The sequence below is a fragment of the Paraeggerthella hongkongensis genome (assembly GCF_003726035.1).
Lineage (GTDB): Bacteria > Actinomycetota > Coriobacteriia > Coriobacteriales > Eggerthellaceae > Paraeggerthella > Paraeggerthella hongkongensis.
The window spans coordinates 69935-92027 of the sequence record NZ_QICD01000006.1 but is presented as its reverse complement, the minus strand read 5'-3'; the positions used below and the strand labels follow the sequence as shown (position 1 = coordinate 92027).

Below are 22093 nucleotides of genomic sequence, written 5' to 3'. Positions count from 1 at the left end.
ATAGATGCGCGCGGACGTTGGCCGCGCCTGGTTGCTAGCGCCGGCGTTGGTGGTGATCCTGCAGCGCCGCGATGGCCAGCAGCGCGACCGACAGGCACAACCCCATGAGAACGAACTGGGGAAGCTCCTGACCGAGCGCCATGGTGGCAAGCGCGACGAGCGCGATGACGAGCGCGACGAGCTTGCACAGGTAGGAGATGCGATCGTTGAACGAGGCGTGCAGATCGCGACGATGCCGGTCGGCGTCGGGACGCTCCCCTGCTTGCGGCGAGGCCGCCAAGGGTTCGGGCGCTCCCGTCGCGCCAGGTGCGGCCTTCGCTTCCGCAGACGCGGATGCAGGCGCAAGCGCAGACGCGGACGCTGGCTCGTCGAGCGTCGATATGTCGTCTCGCACGTTCTCCATGGCAGGGATTGTACCCGAGGATGAGCGTCGGGGTCGAAGAAAACAGAGGGAGGACACGATCGACGACCGCCCTGCCCCGCCGATGCACGTTCCAAACCTGGGAGGGAGCGGGCTTCGTGCAAACTACGATTCGAGCAATCGATCTCCTACTGCGCTTAACTGCTAGAATGACTTCCAGCATCCTTGAACCTCCCATGAGTTTCCGCAGCGAGAACGCGAGAAAAGAGATCGGCATGAGCGAAGCTTTCGAGTACGGCGTAGTCGAATTCATCGACTGCTTGAAAACCGGGTTCGTAGATGCTTCGGTCGAATCGGACGCACGCTATACCCCAAAAATCCTTGTCAACGATGTAAAAAAGGCGACCAACGTTCTTTCCGCGCTAAAAAACGAAATGAGGACTTGCGAGCGATTCGATCTTTCGGTTGCCTTCATAACTTCAAGCGGAGTACAGGCCCTTGTCCAGATCCTCAACACGCTACGTGAAGAAAATGTTCCTGGACGTATCCTTACGACCACGTACCTGAACTTCAGCGAACCCGACGCGCTTCGCAAATTAGGAGAATATCCAAACATCGAAACGCGTATCTACCAAGGCAATATGCACGCTAAAGGCTATTTCTTTAAGCAAGGAGAAATCAACACCGTCATTATCGGAAGCGCTAACATCACCCAATCCGCATTGACCAGCAACAAAGAATGGAACGTCCTTTTTCATTCTTTCGACGACGGCGACGTTCTTCAGGCCGCCCGTTCGGAATTCGATGCTCTCTGGAACGCGCCAGAAACCATCCCCTCCCATGAATCATGGATAGCTGAATACGAGGACTATCGCCACGCTACTCAGCAAGAAAGAACCGCTCAAAAGGATTCTTTTTCATTCGGCACTGCTGGCACGTCAGCCACCAAAAACGCTTTCGGAGAAACAAGAACCGGCAGCCCTTCCCCAAACGCCATGCAGAAATCGGCTCTCGAAAAGCTTAAGAAGCTGCACGAGAACATGAAGCCGCGAGCTTTATTGATATCGGCAACAGGCACTGGCAAGACCTATCTATCCGCGTTCGACGTAAAAGAATCGAATCCCCAGCGCATCCTGTTCGTTGCGCATCGCGAGCGAATTCTGGAAGCCTCCGAAAAGAGCTATCGAAATGTACTAGGAGCGCGCTACACTTACGGAATATTCGCAGGACGGAGCAAGCAAGCCAACAAAACATGCCTGTTTGCCATGGTGGGAACCCTTGCTAACAATTTAGACAAATTTGACCGCGACGCTTTCGACTACATCGTCATCGACGAGGCGCATCGAAGCGGAGCAGAAAGCTACCGGAGAATAATCGACTACTTCAAGCCCGATTTTCTCCTCGGCATGACGGCCACCCCCACAAGAACAGATGGCTATGATCTTTTCCAACTCTACAATCACACCATTGCCCACCAAATCACCCTTTACGACGCACTGAAGCACAACATGCTGACGCCATTCCATTATTTCGGTATCGCAGACCTGGATATCGATGGAAGAAAAGCGGACGACCTCACCCTTTTTACCAAATTAGCTTCCGAAGATCGAGTCTCGCACATCATCGACAAGATCGAAACTTACTCAGTATCGCAGCGAAACCGCCGCGGGTTGATATTCTGCTCCAGAAACGACGAAGCCAAGGCTCTTTCGGAAGCGTTCAACAAACGAGGATACCGCACGGCGGCCCTAAGTGGAGCGAATAGCGATGCGGACAGGGACCGCGCCATCGAGCTGCTGGAGCAAGGAGACCTCGAATATATATTCTCAGTTGACATATTCAACGAAGGAATCGACATCCCCTCGTTGAACCAAATCATCATGCTCAGAGCAACACAATCCGCGATCGTGTTCGTGCAACAACTTGGTCGAGGCTTGAGAAAGGACCGGGACAAAGAATACACGCTTGTTCTTGATTTTATCGGCAATTATCAAACCAACTACCTCATCCCCATTGCCCTTTCCGAGGATAAAACGTACGACAAAGACAATCTGCGAGCGTTCGTCAAGGAGGGCAGTACGGTGCTTCCCGGATGTTCCACGCTTAACTTTGACCGAATATCTGAAGCCCGAGTGCTACGATCCATCGACGCAGAGAATTTCTCAAACGCAAAGCTCCTAAAAGACGAGTACAAAAACCTTAGGCACATGTTGGGACGCGTACCAAGTTTGAAAGACTTCGACGAGAGTGGAAGCGTTGATCCTCTCTTGATCTTGGAGAAGTACGGCTCCTATCATGCATTCCTTCTCAAGTACGAAAATAGCTATAGCGTTTCACTCTCAAAAACTCAATCTCGAATGCTGAGCTACGTTTCCCAGAAGCTCGCAAGCGGCAAACGCCCGATCGATCTCGTTTTGCTTAGACAGATCATCCTACATGAATCAGCGAGCGAAAGAGAGCTCTTGACCGAATTCGCTCCGCAGTCCGTGGCGTCAGCGCTCTCTATGCTCACCAATCAGTTTACGCTTAGCGCCCAAAAGAAAAGCTTCGAATGCTGTCTGTTTGCGGAGAGGCAGGGTGGAAACATCGTAGCAACGCACCAATTTCTTGAAGCGCTGAAAAACAACGAGTTCAAAAGACAGCTATTGAAAGTCGTAGCCTTTGGCCTCGACCGCAACCAGCGTGACTACAGGGACACATATCGAGATACCAACCTGGTGCTCTTCAAGAAATATACGCTGGAAGACGTCTGCATGCTGCTCAATTGGGAGCGGAACGAGGTTCCATTAAACGTTGGTGGCTACAAATTCGACAAGGGAACGAATACTTTCCCCGTATTCATAAACTACAACAAAGACCCCCACATTAGCGAAACCATAAAATACGAAGACCGATTTGTGTCCGACCGGGAACTTATCGCCATCTCAAAGCAGCCCCGAACACTTGAGTCACCTGAAATAAAACGCCTCGCAAGCTATAGCAAAAACAACATGAAGGCATACCTCTTCGTAAGAAAAGACAAGACCGATGGAAACGAAAGCAAGAAATTCTACTTCCTTGGTGAAATAATCCCAACCGGATTGTTCAGACAGATAACCATGCCCGGAACGCCAAAACCAGCAGTAGAGATAACCTACAGGCTTGACGTTCCAGTTCGAGCCGATCTTTACGACTATCTCACTAACGACCTAACCGGCCAGACGGATCTTTAAATCTTCGATAATGCCAACATCCGCCGGAAGCCATTCAACGTCATAAAGCGAACGGCTATCGAGCCACTTCATCGAAGAATGGTCGTGAAGCTCAAGCTTTCCGGATTCGATCTCACACGTGAAGCAATCCATATCGAGAAAAAAGGTCTCGTATTGATACCTTACGTTTTTGAAAAACTCTATAGAGCGAATGCCCAATCCGAGCTCTTCCTTTATTTCTCGCTCAAGCGCTTCTTCGGGCGTTTCTCCTTGCTCAATTTTGCCGCCCGGAAATTCCCAACCACCGGCAAAATCACCGTAATTTCTCTGAGTCGCCATCACTCGATTCCCGTCTATGATAAGAGCCGCTGCAACTCTAACGGTCTTCATGATTGCCTCCATTCGCCCCTGTTTCCGCTGTGACGTTATCCCACGATCGCATGAACCTGGCAGGATACCCCGCACACCAAAGCACTAAGCACGTGGTGAATACTTGCAGAGCGCATGCAAAACCGCCAGGAAACACACTTGTAACAGCTTTTCGGGTAATATGGCCGCATATTCAAGCAATCATCGCAAAGCTAGGAGTATCCCGTGTCGCAACGCACCTCCCCCGACCAGAAGGTTATCGTCGTCGATTTCGGCGCGCAATACGGGCAGCTGATCGCCCGCCGCGTGCGCGATCTGGGCGTGTACTCGGAAATCGTCCCGTGCGACATCGCCGCCGCCGAAGTGCGCGAAATGAAGCCGGCGGCCATCATCTTGTCGGGCGGCCCGGCCAGCGTGTACGCCGAGGACGCACCGTCCATCGACCCTGAGATCTTCGAGCTGGGAATTCCGGTGCTGGGCTTTTGCTACGGGCAGCAGATCATGGCCGTGACGCTGGGCGGCACCGTGGGCCATACGGAAAAGGGCGAGTACGGCGCGGCCGAGCTCGAGCGCTGCGACGCGGGCGCATCGCAGCTGTACGGCGAGACCCCGGCCGAGCAAACGGTGTGGATGAGCCACCGCGACGCGGTTTCGCACGTGCCCGCAGGGTTCGCGGTGACGGCGAGGACCGAGACGTGCCCCGTGGCCTCGATGGAATGCGCCGAGCGCAGGCTGTACGCGACGCAGTTCCATCCCGAGGTGCGCCACACGCCGCACGGCGACGAGCTGCTGAGGAACTTCCTGTTCGGCATTTGCGAGCTGGAGCGAAACTGGACCATGGACTCCATCATCGACGACGCGGTGGAGGCCATCCGCGCGCAGGTGGGCGATGCCCGCGTGATCCTGGGCCTTTCGGGCGGCGTGGACTCCTCCGTGGTGGCCGCGCTGTGCGCGCGGGCTATCGGCAAGCAGCTGACCTGCGTGTTCGTGAACCACGGCTTGCTTCGCAAGGACGAGCCCGAAGAGGTGGAGGCCGTGTTCACGAAGCAGTTCGACGTGGACTTCGTGCACGTGCACGCCGAGGATCGCTACGCGGCGCTGCTGGCCGACGTGGTGGATCCCGAGGAGAAGCGCACGATCATCGGCACCGAGTTCTGGAAGGTGTTCTTCGACGAGGCGCAGAAGCTGGACGGCGTGAGGTTTTTGGCGCAGGGCACCATCTACCCTGACATCATCGAGAGCGGCGCGCGCAAAACCGGCGGCAAGGCGAGCACCATCAAGAGCCACCACAACCTGATCCCCTTCCCCGAAGGCGTGCATTTCGACCTGATCGAGCCTTTGGACCACTTCTTCAAGGACGAAGTGCGCGCGCTGGGCACGGCGCTGGGACTGCCCGATCACATCGTGCATCGCCAGCCGTTCCCGGGGCCGGGTTTGGCCATCCGCATCATCGGCACGGTGACGCGCGAGAAGCTGGCCATCCTGAAGGAGGCGGACGCCATCGTGCGCGAGGAGCTGGACGCGTACAACGTTGCTGTGTTCGAGCAGACCGGCGAGCGCAACGGCGAAGGCAGCGTGTGGCAGTACTTCGCGGTGCTGCCCGACATCAAGAGCGTCGGCGTGATGGGCGACGAGCGCACGTACGGCTATCCCGTGATCCTGCGCGCCGTGGAGTCGAGCGACGCGATGACCGCCGACTGGGCGAAGCTGCCCTACGAGGTGCTGGCGCGCGTGAGCGGCAGGATCGTGGCCGAGGTGCCGGGCGTGAACCGGGTGGCCTACGACATCACGAGCAAACCGCCGGCGACGATTGAGTGGGAGTAAGCCGATAGGGCTTTGACCTGCATTTTTGAGTGCCGCACTGTGCCTCTGAGTTTTGTTTCGTACGAGGGTCACGGCAAAGCCACCAGCGACATTGGTGAGTAAAACCGATTATCGAGCCTCCGTTTCCATGTTGGGACGGAGGCTTTTTCTTTACCTTTTTACTCCCTTTCACCTGCGATTTCGCTATTTACTCCCCGTATTTCAAGATGGCAAGGAACGGGGCGGCATTCGGGGGAATGGGAGTAAGGATTTATCTCAAGTGAGTAGACGCGCGGTTTTTGTCCCCGAGGGCGAAACAAGGCCGTTTCGGGGCCCGTGAAACTCAAATCGAACTCAACGGTCATTTTTGCAGTCTCCGTACGGCGTTTCCCCAGGTGGTTAATGGGGAGTAAAGAATCTCGCCCTTTCAATGTAAACGGGAGTAATCAGGAGAAATGCCGCGGTGTACTGTAGTGTGCCGCCGTGTAAACCACCGCGTCATTTACTCCCCAGGTGCGCCGAAAATGCCTTTGCATGCAATGGGGAGTAAAAACTCAGCATACGCAGGTGTGAGCGGCGCTCACAGCCTAGCTTGGCGTCCTGATTCGGTTGCGTTGATTGCAAAATGCGGGGAGCCGCTACAGCAAGGCTTTCCAGTCCTCGTATTCGTCGGCGTCGATCTCGCCGTTCTCGACCTGCGCGCGCTTCTCTGCCCACAGCTCGATCGCCATCGCCGCTTTGGGCGCGTGCGGAGCCTTGGGGTTCAGAGTGAGACCCGAACCGTCGGCTGAGGGAACGATACCGAAGGAGTCCTCGAGCCGCACGAGAAGCGACATGAGGTCGCTCGCGTTCTCGACGCCGTAATCCTTGAGGGCGTTGACGGACACGCCGAGCGTATCGGCGATGGACCCGAGCAGTTCGGGCTTCACCGCGCGGATGCCGCTCTCGTAGTGGCGCACGGCCCCCTCGGTCAGGCCGACGGCCTCGGCGAGCTGCGCCTGCGTCATGCCCCGCAACTTGCGGTACCGCCTTATGTTCTCGCCTACGGACATGCGCCCTCCTCCTGAAAATACGTACCCGCACATCTTATCAGCGTACGCAAATGTACGCAATTCTATTGACAGTACAGATATGTACGTTTACTCTAAATCTGTAAACCGTACATATCCGTACGCTAATGATTGGAGGAGTCATGGATGAGAAGGTGGCGAAGACGCCGAGGCCGCACATGCTGGACGCCGACGAGGTCGCGGAGCTGCTGAGGATCAAGAAAGGCAGCGCCTACGAGGTGATCAGGAAGATAAACGCCGAGCAGGAGGCGCGCGGGCGCGTGGTTATCCGCGGGCGCGTTCGAAGCGACGTCTTCGACGCCCTGTATTTCCCGGAGGTGGACTGACATGCCCGTGTACAAAGATGACAACAACGGCACGTTCTACGTGCAGTGCTACTACCGCGATGCCCGCGGCTCGAAGCGCCACAAGACGAAGCGCGGCTTCTCCTCCGAGGTGGAAGCCGCCGTGTGGGAGGGCAAGTTCAAGAGCCTTAACGGCGGGGCCATGGACATGACGTTCTCCGAGTTCGTCGAGGTGTACGCTTCCGAGGTGAAGCCGCGCATACGCGAACACACGTGGATCACCAAGGAGTACATCATCAACGACAAGCTCGTGCCGTTCTTCGGGGACATGCGCATGTGCGACGTGAGGCCGATCGACGTCATCAGGTGGCAAAACGAGCTCACCGAGCACCGGGACGCCGACGGGAAGCCCTGGGCGCCGACGTACCTGCGCACGGTGAACAACCAGCTCAACGCCATCTTCAACCATGCCGAGCGCTACTACGGCCTCACCGACAACCCGGTGCGCAGGGTCGACAAGATAGGCTCGAAAAAGGGCAGCGAGATGCAGTTCTGGACCAAGGACGAGTACCTGAGGTTCAGCGAGGCCGTAATGGACAAACCGCTGTCGTTCCACGCCTTCGAGCTGCTCTACTGGACGGGCATCCGCTGCGGCGAGCTCCTGGCGCTCACGCCGTCCGACTTCATGCTGGAGACTTCGCGGCTGCGCATCAACAAGTCGTACCAGAGCCTCCACGGCGTGGACACCGTGACCGACCCCAAGACGCCCAAGTCGGTGCGCACGATCGTCATGCCCGCCTTCCTGCGCGACGAGATGGCCGACTTCATCGAGATGCGCGACGACGTCGCCCCCGACGAGCGCCTGTTCGCCGTGACCAAGCACTTCCTTGCCCATGAGATGGAGCGCGGGTGCAGGGCGTCGGGCGTGAAGCGCATCCGCATACACGACATACGCCACAGCCACGTGAGCCTGCTGATCGAGATGGGATTCTCCGCGCTGGCCATCGCCGAGCGCATGGGCCACGAGGCGGTGGACATCACCTACCGATATGCGCACCTGTTCCCCACGAAGCAGGACGAGATGGCCGCCGCGCTCGACGGAGCAAGGGGGTAAGAAAGATGCCATGCGAGAACAGCGCCCGCAAGCGCAGCAAGACGATGGCGTTTCGTTGCACGCCCGAGGAGCACAAGCTCATATGCGAGATGGCGGCCTGGAGCGGGATGAGCAGGCAGGACTACATCATCGCCAAGCTCACCGATACCGAAGTCGAGGTGAGGCCCTCCGTGAGCGTGCAGAAGGCGTTGAAGGACTCGATGGCGGAGTTGGCCAAGGATGTGCACCTGGCGGCCTCCTACGGCGAGCTGAGCGAGTTCCTCCAGCGGAGGCTCGAGCTGGTGATGGGGTTCTTCCTGGCGCTCGGCGAGCCGGTAGACGCGCCTGCGGAAGAGCCATCGCCACGAACCACCCCTTTGGAAGAGTCGGTGACAACCGTAATGGATGCAGAATCCAACACTGCGAGCATCTTCGGAATGGGACGTAGATAGCATCTAAAGTCCCAGCTCGGCGATTAGCTTCTTCATGGCGAGAGCCCACTCGAGCTGCTCCGATATGAATCCCGGCCAGGCGGTCTCGTTGTCTTTGATCTTGCAGCCGTCTTTGTAGAAGCGAAGCCCCGATGCCTTCTTGGCGTCGAAGGGCGTGGCCGCAAGGCCGAGACGTTCTTCGAACAAATCGGCGTTGTCTATAGCTTTGTGACCGATTTCCTTGTCGTCGGGCACGTAGAACTCGATGCCGATGCGGCCGCGCTGCGTGTCTATAAGCAGGCCGATGTGATAGGCGGACGTGTCGCAGCGCAAAGTGGTCCAGTGGTTTTTCGAGGGCTTTTGCGGGTTGAAAACCTTCAGGAACTCGGGAGTCGCCTGGGCTACCTCGCGGTACTTGGTCCAGTACGAGAGCTTCACGCGCTCGGTCTCGGAGAGGCCCTCGCTGAGCTTGATGGCCTTCGTCCACTCGTTGGGCTGCTCGACCACGGAGAAGCGCGGCGCGGGCAGGGAGTCGCCGATGGACCATAGCTCGATCTCCACCAGGAAGAACCCGAAGTCGCTATCGGTGTGCTGGTTGAGCCACTCGATGGCCTGACGGTGCTCGTCGCGCGCGCGGGCCACCACCCATATGACGACCTCGGCGCCCTTGCCGGCGGCGTAGGTGATCACCTTGCCCAGGTGGTCGTGGTTGGTGTCCTCGAGCTGGTTCTCGATGATCACCTTGCGTCCGGTGCCGGCTTCCTGCGCATAGATGTCGACGTTGAACGAACCCACCGACGACTCGGTCTCTATAAGCTCGAGCTCAATGCCGACCGCGGAGCTCAGCATGGCAAGGTTGGGCTCCTTGGAGAGCCACTTGGTGAAGTCGAGTGCCTCGTGCGGCCACACGTCGCGCAGCTCGACCTTCTTGAGCTTGTCGAGGTTGTATTTCATCGGGGTTCCCTCTTGTTCCCATCGAGAGCTGGTGCCGACTCATTTACCGGTAATTTCTCTTCGAGGATTTTCTCTCGAGCCGCTATGAGTTCCTGATTCAGGACGCTCACATACTCTCTGCAAACGTCTTCGTAGATTCTGGTTTTGTATCCGTCGGTTTTGACAAACTTAATCTCGACGTCATCTTTGAACAGTTCTTGCAGCAATTGTGCGAAAAGATTTTTGAGGTCGTTTGTTCCATTGTCTTCGGTAAGGACAACGTCGATATGCTCTGGCTCTGTCTTTAGCCTAAAGACATCCTGCGCTCTTTCGTTTGTGGTGACAGTCATCTCTATGTGCTTCATTGTTTCCCTGCCTCGTATATCCTTTGCCTGTCGTAAAACGCCTCGAATCCACCTTCGAGCGTCGTTATGCTTGTTTCGCTCCAACTTATCCGATCGTTCTGGTCGTCAATATTGGTCAGCTCATTCAGAAACGGGTTGCCCAGATATGTTCTGTATTCATCGCCTTGCATGTGCCTTCTGTAAATAGAAAGGTATGGTAAGGTTCTGACCGCAATGTTGGCGTTGTGCGTAGCAACAACGACTGTTTTTCTTGACAGGGCCAGTTCCATCAGCTTTGGCCTAATGACCGAATCAATATAAAGATTGCCCATCCCTAGTTCCGGCTCGTCAAGGAGATATGCATCAGCCTCTTGGTTCAAGGTTCTCTCTATGATGAGAATGCCTTTTTCGCCGTCAGATGGGCTGTAACGCTTCCCGTCCTCGGCTCTAATGACATACTTTTCAAGACCGATAAACGCAGAGAGACCCTTCACCCCCGATTCTTGGTGTACTGTTTTGAACTCTTCTACTGTCTCTGGCAGGCTGGAACAACATATCGATGACGCAATAGCATCTAGCTTTCCTCGCCAATTTTTAAGTGTGGTTATTTTCAGGCCAAACTCTGCGGTTTTTGAATTCGAGCATAGCCATCGGCTTTGAAGAACAATGTTGAGTCTGCCTTTATCTTCAAGAGTTCCGAGATAGCTCGGCGTCTCTCTGGTCTCCTCTTTCATATTCTCTTTGATCGTTTCGACAGCACCAAGGAGGCTCATACGACCTAGCGCGAAGCGAAGAAATCCAGTATCGCTTGGCTTCGATTGAGTGTCCGACTTTTTATCGATGCAGTTCTTGATTTGAATCAGTGCATTGTTGGCAAGGACGATGGATTCCTTATTTATGTACTCTCGTTTGACGACGGAGGCGGCTGACCGACGTAGCATTTCAAGCAATGATAATAGCCTCGCGGCATCTTCTGCTTTTAGATACTTGCCCAGATCGCGCTCACTGCAGTCTGTTATGAAGAGGTCTATCGATTCGCAATCGTCTTTAGCCGTCTTAAGGGCAGTGTCGCTCTCCTCGGGAAGCGATTGGCATTCCGACAGCTTGAATCGATCCTTCTTGTCGCTGTTGCCGACCGTTTTTAGCCATTGGACGTAATGAGAGATGGGGGTTGGAAGTTCGTCCGCCCAGTCGATCACCGTTTGTATCTCCTGCAGACATTCCGACCGCCCGAAGTCTGAGCAAGATCGCTCTTCGTTCTTTACGGTCATCAGCTGGTCGAAAGCGGTATTTTTCTGTCCGCCAATATAGGAAGCGATCTTAATACCGTCAGCTTCGAATTGCGAGCGAATCGACTTAACTATCTCGGACTTGCCAGTTCCTTTTTGGCCGAATAGCACATTTACATCCTGATAGAGCGGGAGTTCGATTGCTACTGAATCATGCGGACGAGCAATGACTTTCGTTCTCCCTTTCCTGTTCAGAAGCGTTTCGACTACTTGGTGGTCTCGCATGGCAAGAAGATAGAACTGCTCGAAACTGTCAACATTGACTCTGAGCGAGACGAAATCCTCTTTTTCGTACCTGTTCCAGTCTTTAATGTCGCTTCCCATGAGCATATTGCGGCCGTGGTTTGACCATATTCCAAGCGTCATCAGCGATCTCGGCTCGAAATAGAGCCGCCAGTCGTTGTTTGTTATCTCTCCGACACGCGCAATCTCTTCTTCGGTGATGGCGGGCGCCTTGTCATGGCAATGCGAGATGAACAGAGCGTTGGAATCCTTGAAGGCTTCCCATATTTCTTCAAATGACCAACTGCAATCCTTTGGGCTCCGGCCATTTTGCAGAGTCTTGATAGACTCGCTAAACGGGACCTTTGAATCAGGGCTCGTTATCACAATCATATGCCAGGGTTTCCCACCAGACCAACGCTCTATATCGAGTTCGACGCCAGGCCAAACCTGGGCAGCTCCATCGACCGCGCTGTGTAATAGCTCATACTGATCAAGGTCGAAATGGTTATGATTGGTTACCGCAACGATGTCGACTTGCGCCGCATCGATTTTCTCAGCGAACAGTTCGGGGGTAACATTTCTTTCCCGTCCCTCGCCTTTGGTCGCCAACGTATGGCAATGTAGGTCAATTTTCACGCCCAGTTATCCTCCTTACGGTTTCATGCCAGCGCAGCTGGCATGTTCATAAGTCCCCAAAATGTTGACTACCTCACGAAAACCTTCGCTCAAGCGAATACGAGTTTTAAGCGATCGAGGGTCTTACGTTCCGTTCTGTTTCTTAATATTTCAAACCTTTGGCATCTTCTCCCAAAAGGCGCTCGAAGATGATGCGGAGGTCCTCGTCATCGAGATAGCCGCCCTCGAGGCAGCCACGGTCGATGGCATCGAGCATCGTCTGCTCCTTCTCTCTCAAGCGGTCGTAGATCACCGCATCGAGGGATAGCTCCCTGTCGTTGCGCATGAACTTCTCGCGCATGAAGTAGTAGCGGGTCTTCTGGTCGTCGGGCAGGCCCAGACGGTGTATGCGGTCTTTCGACTGCAGCAGGTGCACCAGGTTGTAGCTGTACTCGAAATACACCGCGTCGTGGCAGACGCTGTGCAGGGAAACCGACTCGGCGAGCGTCTGCGGGTTGGTCACGAGCACCTTGAAGCGCCTCGCACGGAAGTCGTCCAGAATCTCGCGTCTTTCTTCCTGCGGCGTTGCGCCATAGATCGCCTCGGCAGAAATACCCATGGCGGCGAGGTCGCGGCGAAGATTGCTGATACTTCGAACAAAGATGCACCACACGATAACGGGACGGCCTTCAGCCACGATACGCTCCACCAACCGCTCGCACGCAACAAGCTTCGAGCTCGGGCGGCTTCGCTCGATGGCCTCGTAGAACGTCTGCGAGAAGTCGACGTAGTCGATATCCGAGTAGTCGTCGCCGACCTGGTCGAGCACGTACTCGAGGTCGCCTGGATCCACTGCAGAGCAGAGCATCTCGGGATCACTCTCGAGCTGCAGGGTGCGTATGATCCTCGCGAGCGCGTTGGGGCAAGACGCGTACAAGACTCGCAGCAACGTGTCCTCATCGGGCGTCGCCTCGACCTTCACGATTTCGTCGGGCTCCGGGCGCGGCACGCCGAGCTCGTCCTTGTTCGTTCGGCAGAAGAAGGGCGCCAGGCTGTCGTTGAGGCTTGCCTGGAGGTCCGCATCGGGCGCGCGGAGCTCGCCCGGCTCGTAGTCGAAGAACGTGTCGTAGTCCTCGGGATACAGGATGTGCAGCAGGTTGTAGATGTCCTGGTAGGTGTTCGGGATGGGCGTTCCCGTAAGGGCGATCACGAACTTCGCGCCGTCGGCCGCCTCGAGCGCGGCTTCCGCGCGCCTGCCGCCGATGGCCTTCACCCGGTGCACCTCGTCGAAGACGAGCAGAGTCTGGTCGGGGATGATGGCATGCAACTCCCGCACGTAGCCCGAGAGCGACTCGTAGTTGAACGTGAACAGGTTGCATGCGCCGCTGTCGAGCGACAGCGCGTTGCGCCTGCGCTCGGTCGACATCGCCGCTATGGCGGGATCTCCCAGCGAGAAGCAGCTCAAAGGCAGCTTATCCCCGAAGGTGGCGACCCATTCCTTCTCCCACGACTCGAAGCCGTTCTTGGGACAAACCACCACGATGCGCCGTGCGTGGCCCAAATGGCGCAGGTAGGCGAACACGCCGAGCACCGTCGCGGTCTTGCCGGCGCCGGGCACCGAGAAGTCGGCCGCGCGCCCAACCGTCGCCATGAAGAAGGCGTCGAGCATCTGCCGGTCTCGCAAGGGGCGCACCATCGATGCGTTCACCACGTCGCGGAATTCCCGGAAGCGCGGCCCCAACTGAGGGTCGTCGGCGATGCCCTCGGCGGTCTGCGACTTGATGGCCAAGCCCACCTCGGAGCGCTCGCGGATGTAGGTCTCGCCGGCGTTCACGAAGGCGCCGAAGCTCGGGTCAACCGCGACCTCGACGCCGTGGCCGTCGGCCTCCATGATCGCCTCTAGCATGTCCTGGCACTCGCGAAGGCCCATGCCGCCATCGAGCAGGATGCGGTCGCGGTCGGTGCCGTCGACGACGCTCGCCGGGTAGTACAGCCAAGCGCGCCATGCCGCCGAGGCCATGAACGAGGCGACATCCTGCCCCTCGATGCGAAGGTACATGCCGGGGCGCACCTCGTCGTAGCAGACGACGGCCCTAGGCGCGCTCATCGATCTCACCGATCAACTCTTCCACCTTGTCGGCGACGGCCACGAGGTTACGGCGCACCTTCTCGAGCTCGTCGGGTCCCAGCACGTCGAGCATCTCGGGAAGGATCTTCTCAAGCTCGGAGAGGCAGTCGGCGGATTTCTTGGCGGGCGTGTCCATGAGCTTGACGCGGCGCACGGTCTCCCTTGCGCGGTCGCCGGCGCGCTTGAAGCCGTCGACGAGGTTGCCGTCCGAGCGCAGCTCGCTCACCTTCTCGCGCGTAAGGGCGTCGGGACCCATCTTCTCGAGGAGCTCGGACATGGCCTGCAGCTCAGCGGCCTTGAAGTCGGCCTCCGCATCCGTGCCCGCAACGCTGCCGAAGTCTCTCACGTATCGGGTGATGTCGCCCTCGGGCTGCACCACCATGTTGGCGAACATGAGCCGTTTGACAAGCTGCTTGTCGCGCCTGTTGTCGTACTTCTTCAGCACGCGGCTGAATTCGCCCAAGGGGCCGTCGACCTTGAGGGCGCGGGCGAGGTGGTATTGCTCGGGAGCCTGACAGAATTCGAGGAACTCCTCCATGTACTGGGCGCGGTCGACGAGTTTTTTCACCTCCGCCTCGGTCATGCCCGTCGCGTTGCCGTACTCCGCAGGGGTTATGAGGTGGTTCTTAACCACGTCGCGGTATACACCGACGAGTCGGTCGACGGGGTCGTACGCCACCTTCTCCTCTTCGCCGATCTGAATGGCGAGCTCGAGCAGCTTGATGCGCTTGGGGTCGCTGCCGGTGGCGTCGTCGAGGATGGCGGCCTCGAACCAGCCCGCCTCGTTGTTCTCCCTCGCAAGGCGGCGGACGCAGGTCAGGCGTCGGTTGCCGTCGATGACGCGTCCGTCGTTGAGCACGATGCCCGGCCTAAGCTGGCCGCGAAGGGCGATGCTCTTCTCGGTCTTCCTGAGCGCGCCGGGGTTGCTCTCAACGATGAAGTCCTCGATGACGCCGTTGTACTCGTCGCGGCCGAGGGCGAGCAGGTCCGCGCCCTGCGCGGAGTTGTACTCGCTCACCCAAGTGGCGATGCGGTCGTTCTGGTCGTTGTAGAACAGAAGGTCGCACTTGATGCGGTAGATGTCGAAGTCGCGCGTCACGTTGTCGATGGAGTGCTTCTCCTTGCGACCCGTCGGCAGGACGTTGCCAGTCGCGATTCCTTCCTCAAGCAAGCTCATTTCGTGCCTCCTTCTTCCATGCCTCCATGGATGAATAGTATGCGTCCCCGATGTCGTCGTAGTAGACGTCGGAGTTGTAAATGGTCGTGGTCAGAAGCGGTGCCGGGCACGTGATGCCCAGATCGTTTGCGAGCAGCCTCGGCAGGTCATCACGCTCAATTCCCTCGTTCTGGGAGACGATCCACTCGATGAGGTCGGCTGCGGAAAGCCGCCCCTCGCCGCCGGCGACGAACACCTTTGTTCCGGCGAGCGTGCAGCTGCGCAGGAGCCCGCCCGCGTCAAGCAGCCCCTCGTAGAAGTCGTCGGGCATGTCCAGCCCGTACAGCGGATGCGGAGTGGCGCCGCCCGCGCGCAGGCTTGCCACGGTAAAGGGCTCGCCCTCGGGCACATCCATGCTCACCGCGGGCGCGTACGACTCGATGTCCGCCATGCGCGCGCCCAGCACGTCGTGCAGCCGCGCGAACGAGATGTAGCTGTCGCCCTCGTAAAGAAGCACGCGGTGGTCCGAAAGCGCCTGGCGCAGCACGTGGCGGAAGGCTGGATGCTGCCACACTGCGTTCTCGAAGCCGGCGTCGCCTTTCGCGAAGGACGGATGCTCGGCCAGCAGCCGCGTGAAGTGGTCGCTCGGGGTGCTTCCTTCTCGGAAGAGCAAGACGCGGTCCTCGTAGTAGCCCATGCCCTCGATGCCGCGGTCAAGCACATCGGGTGGATCGTCGGGAAACTCGAAGGCAAAGCGCCTGCGAACGAGCTCCGCGTCGCAGATGCGGCCGGCAAGCTCCCGGGCGAGGAAACTCTCGAGGGTGGGTGCCTCGCGTTCGGCGCCGCGCGTCTCGGGCGTATCCTCACGAGAGGCCTGGGCATCCGTCGAGCATTCAGAGACCTCTGCGCCGAGCCACTCCGAGACGCTCACGTTCGCGGGTTCGGCGAACAGGTCGAGCCATATCGCGGCGATGCCCGCGCTGAAGCCGTATTCGCGCTCGTAGGCTTTCGCGACGACGTTCCTGGGCTCGTCCGCATGGCGCTCGGCGAAGGCGCGCACCTGGCGGCGGCGGTCGACCTTGCCGAACCCGACGGAGAGGTGGTCGCCCAGGATGATGCCCTCGTCCGCGTTCCAGAAGACCTGCTTCAGCTCATCGTAGAGCGCGGCGGGCGTGGCGATTCCCGCGCGCCTCAGTTCGTTGCGCGAGGCGCGGAAGACCAGGCGGGCGCACAGCTCGGTGCCGTCGCTCCGAACGGCATCCGCCGCCTCGCGCGCCGCCTGCGCGCGCTCGTCCTGCTGGCTGTCGACTACTTCCGCCACGCGCCTACGCCTCGTTCATCTTGGGCCCAAAGACGCGCTCGACGTAGGCGTCCAGCGTACCCTCCTTGGCAAGCTCCGCGGAGTCCGCGAGCTCGAAGTTCGAGTCGCATCCCTGGCCGACCTCGTCGTGGAAGCCCAGGATGAAGTGAGTGGCGATCTCGTAGATGATCTTGGTGGGCGCGATACCGAAAACCTGGTGCTCCAGGATGTGATCCAGCCGCTCGCGGTCGTCCGGGAAGGCGGCCTTCATGCCCTCGCTTTGGTACAGGCGCTTGATGATCTCGGTGATGTAGAGGCCCGACTTCATGTACAGGTCGGCGAAGGTGTGGCTCGGGTCGTCGAAGCAGCCCGGGTTCTCCTTCTCGAAGAGGTCCACCATCTGGACCACGACGTTGCGCGGCGTGAAGATCTGGTTGGTCTTCTGGGGCGGCACGTAGTCGAAGATGTCCTCCGTCTGGGACTCGTCGAAGTAGTTGGCCAAGCGCTCGCGCAGCTTGATGAACTCGCTCACTGAGTCGTTGAACACTACCTCGTCGAAGAGGTGCCCAACAAAATGCCTTGTCTCGCCGGTCTCGGCGTCGGTGTAGTCGCCGCCGTCGCGCAGGAAGCGGAACTCGTCCGCGGTGATGCTCGTGACGTCCAGGAAGACGTCGGCGGGAATCACCGTGTCGAAGTTCGCGAGCGTCGTGCCCTCCTCGCCGTACGCCATGAGGAACGAGGGAATGGTGCGAGAGAAGCCTCGCAGGTGAGCGCGCACCTTGTCCTCGATGCCTTGCTTCTCATCCTCCTTCTTCGCCGTCTCCACCTCACGCACCACCGTCTCGCCGGCGCTCTGCACGAGCTCCTCGCGGGAGTCCTCGAGCTTCTGGGCGAGCGCCTGGAGCGCCTCTGCCTTCTGCTCGTCATGCCGCTGGTTCACCTCGGCGCGCTCGGCTGCGCTGCTCGCCGCCTTGAGCTCGTCCTTGCGCGACTGCTCGATGCGGCGCGCCTGGATCTGGTAGTCGCCGACCTGGCGGTTGAGCTGGATGTCGGCGTCTGCCTGGACCTTGCGCTCGATCTGCTGTTGCTGGCGCGGTTTGAGCTCGCTGCCATAGCTCTCCTTGGCTGCCTGAACCAGAGGCGCGGTCACGCTCTGCTTGAATGCCTCCTTGAGGTTGTCGAGCATCGCCCTGTCGTCGTCATCGGCTGCGTGCGCCTTCGCGATATCTTCGACGTGGCTTGAGAATTCGACGGTGATGTCGCCGTAGACCTTCGGCCCGAAGATGTCCGCCGCCTTGCCTACGACCTGCTCGTCGGGAATCTCCACCTCGCCCTCGTCGTTGATGGAAAGCTCGTCGGCCGTTCCTCCGTCGATCTCGACCTTGTTCTTCTCGGCGTTCTGCGCTTTTCCCTGCTCGTAGGGGTCGAAGCGCTGGATGATCTCCACGACCTCTGCCGGCGCGCGGAAGACGCTCGCGATGTTCTGGAACAGGAAGTTGCTCATGAAGCCGCGCTTGACCACTTCGCGGGCGTGGATGCGCCTCGGCACGCTGAGCACCTGCTCGGCATCGAGCTCGACCATCTGGCCCTCATCGTCCTCGCCATAGACGGGGAAGAAGTTCAGCAGCTGGCGGATGTGGCGCTCACGCGTCTCCACGTCGCCGCCACCGCGCGCGGCATCGCCGTACAGATCGTTGGCGAACTGCTCGAAGATGGTGAGCGTGCGCGCCGGGTCGAAGTCGAAGACGTAGGTGTTCTCCTTGCGCGCGTAGTTGCCGCCGCCCAGGTCGAACAGGCACGGGTTCTGGCTGCGGAAGGCCGCCTGCATGTACAGTGCGGGGCTCGCCATGTTCGAGAGCATGAGCACGGCGGTCCACTCCGGCACGGTCACGCCCGTGGTGAGCTGACCGACCGAAAGGGTGATGGTCCTGTCGTGGTCCTTGATCGCACGGCGCACCTTGTCGAGCGACTTCTCGTTCTCGTCGTCGGCGTCGATCTTGCCGTCGCCGGCGGCGAGAACAACCTCGTAGTCCCCGAAGACGGGGTGCGCCTGAAGCTTCTTGGCGAGGGCGCGGGCGGAGTCCACGCGATTGAGCATCCAGAACGTGTGGCGCAGCTCGTCGCGCAGCTCGGGCGTCGAGAACGGGAACTTCTCCTGCGTGGTGAGCGCGTCGAGGAACTTGTCCACGTCGGCGTCATGCACGAAGCCGCCGTTCTGCTTGGTCGAGAAGAACTCGTTGAGGTCGAAGGCGAACTCGGTCTGCTCGCCGTCGATCTCCATGCCGCCGCGGGCCTCTTGCTCGACGATGTCGCTCATCTGGTAAGTGAGCAGGTTGAGCTTGGGGAGGTTGGCGTAGGGGTTCGGCTGCTCGGAGTCGGCAGGCCAGTCGCGCTTGGCCTGCTGCTCGTCGGCGTAGGTCCAGTTGTAGATGGCGTCGTCGGCGAACTTCTCGTTGGCGATGGCCTTGAAGGGCGTACCGGAGAGGTGCAGCGTGAAACGGCGCTTGATGTGGTCGAACGCCACGTCTGTCTTGAAGGTGTCCACGCCCTCGTGCGCCTCGTCGATGATGAGCACGTCCCAGTTGAGGTCGGCCACCTCGTCGAGCTTCTGGTACACGCCACCGAAGCGGATGGAGCCCTTGAGGTCCTGAAGGCTCACGAACTCGATGAACCCCTTGGGGCCTTCCGGGTCGTTGCAGATGGCGCGCAGGTACTCCTCGCGGCTGAGGCAGTAGGGCTTGCCGGCCAGGGTGTCCACGCCGCTGATGAAGCGGTAGCCGCCCTCCACGCCCACGAACTTCACGTAGTCGTCGTACCAGGAGTTGGCGATGGCGGGGCGGTTGGTGACGATGAGCACCTTCTGCGCGCCGATGCTGCGGCATAGGTCGTATGCGGTGAGCGTCTTGCCGAAGCGCGGCTTTGCGTTCCACAGGAACTCACCGCCGTGCGCGCCGCCCTCGTCCCAATGGGCGCGGGCGAAGGCTCCCGTCTGCTCCACGGCGCGCTGCTGCTCGTCGCGCAGGGTGTAGGAGGCAGCGCCGGGTGCGTCCAACACTCCGTCGGTATCGCGGAACCGGTAGAACTGCTGGTGAGACTCCTCGCCGCTGATTTTGAACCATTCCTTCTTGGGTTCGCGCTCGACGCCCTGCTTCTCGAGGTATGCGTGGAAGTCAGTGTCGTGGAACGTGCCCGCGCGGTGCTCCCACGTGGCGTTGCCGCTCCATTCCAGGTGCCACTGCACATCGGCGGTATGCGTCTGCTGCTTGATGCGCTCACGCACATCCTGCTCGGTGTAGCCGATTTTGGTCCAGCCGTTGTGGCGGGCGATCTCGGGCGTGGTGTAGGCATAGATCTGCGGCACCGCGGGAGCGGTGGTCTCGATGATCTGGGAGATGTCGATGCTCGCCATGGCTAGTCCATCTCCTTCACATGGGATTCGATGAACTCAATCTCCTTGTCATCGAGGCCGTACTTCGCGTAGAGCTGTTTATCAACATCAGCAACAGGCTGAGACCAGTCAATGTCAGAATCAGAGGTAAAGTCCTGAAGAGGAACGTAGGCCCACTTTTCTGGCGTATTATGCTGCGTTATTTTTAAAATGCCAAGCAATGTACGAGCGAACTTAGTCTTGATGTACTTCATTATGGCCTTGGCGTCATCAATTTCGTCACATGCGCCAATGCCCATAAATGATTGTGTGTACCCGATAAGGGGTTCCCCGATAAGGGGGGTAGATAATACTTCCCCGATGGCTCCTGAGCCGTTCGCCATTGGCAAAATGACCTTGAATTTTGTTAGGTTTCCATTGTCTTCAACGTACTTTCTCTGTATCCACCTATATCTGCGTTTGTTGCCGGTTAGAAGACCAACGATTTGTATGGAGTCATCGCTTTGCTTTTCGTCGCTGAAGCAATTTAATTTATTAAAGGAGCTGGTCACGATTCGACGTTCTTTCCCGTTGCTGCTAATCGAATCGCGTGCTTCGGGATAATCCTCATATAATGCAGCAAGATTGAAACGGTTCTGAAGGTACATGACATCAGAGAGTAGTCCTTGTTTTGCAAGCCACGGTGAAACCTTCATTTGAATAGATCGTAGTTCGTTGTAGGGCGAAAAGACGCCAATTGGTCCAAGTACTTTACCGCCTTCCCAATACGTAACTGCAACTCCGCCCTTAATGTCAGTGTTCGGGAATACCGTGTCGCTCTTTTGCTGGTAGTTGACAACCTTCAGATGTGGGTCGTCGAGCATCTTTCGATTCCAATCCTTAGGGGTTTTCCCCGCATTAAAGAGGAAGCGCGCCGGCGTAATAAGTTCGGTTCGCTTGGAAACCTTGTATGCCTCGTCAATGAAATAGTTGTATATTGGCTTGTCACTCGTACCTTCAACTGTTTCCTGATAGGGCGGGTTTCCGATTACGGCATAAAATTTCTTCCCCATGGCTGCTGCCTTGCCTTTCAATGTGGCGAACTCGAAGGGCTCGCCGTTCTGCCAGTCGTATATCACGCAGAGGGGAACCGTCTCCTTCGGCTCCTCTTCCTCGGTTTCTTCGGTTGTCTCGTCGAGGAATACGTCGTCGAACAGGTCGAAAAGCGACGGCTGTATCGGTTCCGGCTCGGGCTCCTCGAACGTCCCCAGGGTCGACTCCACCTCGGCGCCCATCTTGTTGGTGGGCACGGCGTCGGTGAAGCCGTTCATCTGCCAGAAGTTCCAGGAAACGATCCATGCTGCCTGCTCGAGCTCGTCCTGTTGGGGGTCCGAACCCCAGCGATTGCGTAGATGTTCGGCGAACGTCTCGAGCACGTTGATTCGAGCGATAAGCAGGTTGTCGCCCTGGTACTCGAAGCCGTATGTCGCGCGCAGCGCGTCGAGGGCGCGCCGCACCCACTCCTTGCGAGTCTTGGTCTTCTCGGTCACGACGCGAAGCTTGCGATCAAGGAAGCCCACGCGCTCGCTTACGGGCAGCTCGTCGCCCGTCACGGTGTCGTAGCGCGAGCAAACGAACGGCGCCTCGCCACACGTAATCTCGAGCCGCGGCGCTTCCACGTATGCTCGCCAGCCGTGTCCCTTTGACTTCAGAAATTCGATCGGATCACTGGTCGGCGTCCATGTATTGGCGCCATCATCCGCAACAATCTCGGTGTTGAAGACGTCGCGCCGGCCAAACCATGCCTCGTCCAGGTCGTTGTTCATCTGGTTGCATAGCCAGGACGGAGTGAACACTTCAGCCCGGCTCTTGGTGCGCTGGGATTGTTTCTCCTGCTCCTTTGCGATGCGCGGCTTGATGACGCCGGAATTCATGCCCGTGATTTTCTCGACGGTTATCTCGTCGTCGCCCATGTAGCCGTCGCCCAGAGCCTCGTATTCGTTGTCGGCCCATATGATGTTGCGCCCCGTAGTGCGGTCGCACAGCAACGTCTTGAGAATGAAAGTCGGGTATCGTCGGTCGAAGGACTCTATGAAGCCTTCGACAGAAATGTCGTGGGTTGGCTCGGTCACGG

16 protein-coding genes are annotated in these 22093 nt (G+C 58.3%); 5 read left to right on the top strand and 11 right to left on the bottom strand.

Annotated features, from left to right (window positions below):
* Positions 1-34 precede the first annotated feature (34 nt).
* Entirely contained in the window at positions 35-403 is a 369-nt protein-coding gene (locus DMP08_RS05030; protein WP_123191894.1) for a propionyl-CoA carboxylase subunit beta, read from the bottom strand.
* A gap of 233 nt (positions 404-636) precedes the next feature.
* On the opposite strand from DMP08_RS05030, the gene DMP08_RS05025 reads away from it, so the two are divergent.
* Positions 637-3573 (top strand): DEAD/DEAH box helicase, encoded by a 2937-nt coding sequence (locus tag DMP08_RS05025; RefSeq protein ID WP_161555420.1) that lies wholly within the window; start codon positions 637-639, stop codon positions 3571-3573.
* Here DMP08_RS05025 and DMP08_RS05020 read toward each other — a convergent pair.
* The gene (locus DMP08_RS05020) at positions 3550-3942 is read right to left on the bottom strand and encodes a (deoxy)nucleoside triphosphate pyrophosphohydrolase (protein WP_123191893.1); all 393 of its coding nucleotides are present in this window, start codon (positions 3940-3942) and stop codon (positions 3550-3552) included. The two genes, DMP08_RS05025 and DMP08_RS05020, sit on opposite strands and share 24 nt — an antisense overlap.
* A 204-nt stretch (positions 3943-4146) precedes the next feature.
* On the opposite strand from DMP08_RS05020, the gene guaA reads away from it, so the two are divergent.
* A complete protein-coding gene (gene guaA, locus DMP08_RS05015) occupies positions 4147-5745 on the top strand; it encodes a glutamine-hydrolyzing GMP synthase (RefSeq protein WP_123191867.1) in 1599 nt (532 codons plus the stop codon).
* A gap of 617 nt (positions 5746-6362) precedes the next feature.
* Here the strand turns inward: guaA and DMP08_RS05010 are convergent.
* On the bottom strand, positions 6363-6776 hold the full coding sequence (locus tag DMP08_RS05010; protein ID WP_123191866.1) for a helix-turn-helix domain-containing protein: 414 nt from the start codon (positions 6774-6776) through the stop codon (positions 6363-6365).
* A 140-nt stretch (positions 6777-6916) separates the two neighbouring features.
* On the opposite strand from DMP08_RS05010, the gene DMP08_RS05005 reads away from it, so the two are divergent.
* The 3 genes from DMP08_RS05005 to DMP08_RS04995 are packed head-to-tail and all read left to right on the top strand — an operon-like array spanning position 6917 to position 8623.
* Positions 6917-7120, top strand: coding sequence for a hypothetical protein (locus tag DMP08_RS05005; RefSeq protein WP_006681531.1), 204 nt, complete (start codon positions 6917-6919; stop codon positions 7118-7120).
* A gap of 1 nt (position 7121) precedes the next feature.
* Positions 7122-8192: a site-specific integrase gene (locus DMP08_RS05000; protein WP_123191865.1), complete on the top strand. Its 1071-nt coding sequence runs from the start codon at positions 7122-7124 to the stop codon at positions 8190-8192.
* A gap of 5 nt (positions 8193-8197) precedes the next feature.
* The gene (locus tag DMP08_RS04995; RefSeq protein ID WP_123191864.1) at positions 8198-8623 is read left to right on the top strand and encodes a plasmid mobilization protein; all 426 of its coding nucleotides are present in this window, start codon (positions 8198-8200) and stop codon (positions 8621-8623) included.
* Positions 8624-8626: 3 nt separating this feature from the next.
* Here the strand turns inward: DMP08_RS04995 and DMP08_RS04990 are convergent, their stop codons facing one another.
* The 8 genes from DMP08_RS04990 to DMP08_RS04955 all read right to left on the bottom strand — a co-directional run bounded on the left by DMP08_RS04990 (position 8627) and on the right by DMP08_RS04955 (position 22091).
* Positions 8627-9556 (bottom strand): DUF4268 domain-containing protein, encoded by a 930-nt coding sequence (locus tag DMP08_RS04990; protein WP_123191863.1) that lies wholly within the window; start codon positions 9554-9556, stop codon positions 8627-8629.
* Positions 9553-9900 (bottom strand): hypothetical protein, encoded by a 348-nt coding sequence (locus tag DMP08_RS04985; RefSeq protein ID WP_123191862.1) that lies wholly within the window; start codon positions 9898-9900, stop codon positions 9553-9555. The genes DMP08_RS04990 and DMP08_RS04985 overlap by 4 nt, the downstream gene beginning before the upstream one ends.
* A complete protein-coding gene (locus DMP08_RS04980) occupies positions 9897-12029 on the bottom strand; it encodes a hypothetical protein (RefSeq protein ID WP_123191861.1) in 2133 nt (710 codons plus the stop codon). Before DMP08_RS04980 ends, DMP08_RS04985 begins: the two co-directional genes overlap by 4 nt.
* 142 nt (positions 12030-12171) lie before the next feature.
* Positions 12172-14115, bottom strand: coding sequence for a DEAD/DEAH box helicase (locus tag DMP08_RS04975; protein WP_123191860.1), 1944 nt, complete (start codon positions 14113-14115; stop codon positions 12172-12174).
* Positions 14102-15313 carry a ParB N-terminal domain-containing protein gene (locus DMP08_RS04970; RefSeq protein WP_123191859.1) on the bottom strand — a complete coding sequence of 404 codons (1212 nt, stop codon included), beginning with the start codon at positions 15311-15313 and terminating at the stop codon, positions 14102-14104. The genes DMP08_RS04975 and DMP08_RS04970 overlap by 14 nt, the downstream gene beginning before the upstream one ends.
* Entirely contained in the window at positions 15300-16613 is a 1314-nt protein-coding gene (locus tag DMP08_RS04965) for a hypothetical protein (protein ID WP_123191858.1), read from the bottom strand. The genes DMP08_RS04970 and DMP08_RS04965 overlap by 14 nt, the downstream gene beginning before the upstream one ends.
* A gap of 4 nt (positions 16614-16617) precedes the next feature.
* A complete protein-coding gene (locus DMP08_RS04960) occupies positions 16618-20001 on the bottom strand; it encodes a DEAD/DEAH box helicase (protein WP_123191857.1) in 3384 nt (1127 codons plus the stop codon).
* Positions 20002-20003: 2 nt separating this feature from the next.
* Positions 20004-22091, bottom strand: a complete 2088-nt coding sequence (locus DMP08_RS04955; RefSeq protein ID WP_211328387.1) for an Eco57I restriction-modification methylase domain-containing protein — start codon at positions 22089-22091, stop codon at positions 20004-20006.
* Positions 22092-22093: the final 2 nt, after the last annotated feature.

What these genes read in the sequence shown, in the direction of transcription:
- DMP08_RS05030 (WP_123191894.1), bottom strand. Translation starts at nt 403, where the DNA reads ATGGAGAACGTGCGAGACGACATATCGACGCTCGACGAGCCAGCGTCC.
- DMP08_RS05025 (WP_161555420.1), top strand. Translation starts at nt 637, where the DNA reads ATGAGCGAAGCTTTCGAGTACGGCGTAGTCGAATTCATCGACTGCTTG.
- DMP08_RS05020 (WP_123191893.1), bottom strand. Translation starts at nt 3,942, where the DNA reads ATGAAGACCGTTAGAGTTGCAGCGGCTCTTATCATAGACGGGAATCGA.
- DMP08_RS05010 (WP_123191866.1), bottom strand. Translation starts at nt 6,776, where the DNA reads ATGTCCGTAGGCGAGAACATAAGGCGGTACCGCAAGTTGCGGGGCATG.
- DMP08_RS05005 (WP_006681531.1), top strand. Translation starts at nt 6,917, where the DNA reads ATGGATGAGAAGGTGGCGAAGACGCCGAGGCCGCACATGCTGGACGCC.
- DMP08_RS05000 (WP_123191865.1), top strand. Translation starts at nt 7,122, where the DNA reads ATGCCCGTGTACAAAGATGACAACAACGGCACGTTCTACGTGCAGTGC.
- DMP08_RS04995 (WP_123191864.1), top strand. Translation starts at nt 8,198, where the DNA reads ATGCCATGCGAGAACAGCGCCCGCAAGCGCAGCAAGACGATGGCGTTT.
- DMP08_RS04990 (WP_123191863.1), bottom strand. Translation starts at nt 9,556, where the DNA reads ATGAAATACAACCTCGACAAGCTCAAGAAGGTCGAGCTGCGCGACGTG.
- DMP08_RS04985 (WP_123191862.1), bottom strand. Translation starts at nt 9,900, where the DNA reads ATGAAGCACATAGAGATGACTGTCACCACAAACGAAAGAGCGCAGGAT.
- DMP08_RS04975 (WP_123191860.1), bottom strand. Translation starts at nt 14,115, where the DNA reads ATGAGCGCGCCTAGGGCCGTCGTCTGCTACGACGAGGTGCGCCCCGGC.
- DMP08_RS04970 (WP_123191859.1), bottom strand. Translation starts at nt 15,313, where the DNA reads ATGAGCTTGCTTGAGGAAGGAATCGCGACTGGCAACGTCCTGCCGACG.
- DMP08_RS04960 (WP_123191857.1), bottom strand. Translation starts at nt 20,001, where the DNA reads ATGGCGAGCATCGACATCTCCCAGATCATCGAGACCACCGCTCCCGCG.